This is a genomic window from Mammaliicoccus sp. P-M59, from assembly GCF_022386135.1.
GTDB lineage: Bacteria > Bacillota > Bacilli > Staphylococcales > Staphylococcaceae > Mammaliicoccus > Mammaliicoccus sciuri_A.
Map to the genome: position 1 here is coordinate 1 of NZ_JAJNJJ010000032.1, position 656 is coordinate 656.

Genomic DNA, 656 nt, shown 5'->3' on the forward strand with positions numbered 1-656 from the left:
GAGTCAGCGTCCGCGTCTGAATCTGCATCTGCATCTGAATCTGAATCAGCGTCTGCATCTGAATCTGCATCTGCATCTGCGTCTGAGTCGGAATCTGCATCTGCGTCCGCGTCGGAATCTGAGTCGGCGTCTGCGTCTGAATCGGGCTCTGCGGCTGAGTCAGCATCTGAATCGCTATCTGCGTCTGAATCGCTATCTGCGTCTGAGTCTGAGTCAGAGTCATCTTTAGCACCATGGATAATTACTTCATCTTGTGGTTCTTCTATAATTTCTCCAGTTTCAGGATCTTTCAAACCATCCTTACCTGGAATAATTTTAGTTTCACCTTCCGGTAAGTTTGGATCGAATTCTTCACGAGTACCGTGTGGTATAACTTCTGGTGCGTAATTAACAATTTCATCTTTAGGCTCTTTTGTGATTTCTGTTACTGGTTCACCTTCGCCAACTTTTTCACCTGTTAATGGGTTCTTCGTTGTTGGCGTTGTTGTTGTTTTCTCACCATTTTCACCTTTTTGAACTACTTTATCCGGACTACCTGGTTCCATAGTTTTGTCTAATACACGTTTTGTTTCATATGGAATTGGTTCTTTCGTCACAATTGGTTCGCCTGGTACTGGACCGTGTTTTGTCACACTATCCACCGGCGGTGTCACGAT

General features: G+C 44.8%; 1 protein-coding gene. It reads right to left on the reverse strand.

Features of this window, described 5'->3' with window-relative positions; genetic code table 11:
* Positions 1-656 (reverse strand): E domain-containing protein (locus tag LQ617_RS15820; protein WP_239740793.1); only part of this gene is annotated, 656 nt, incomplete at both ends.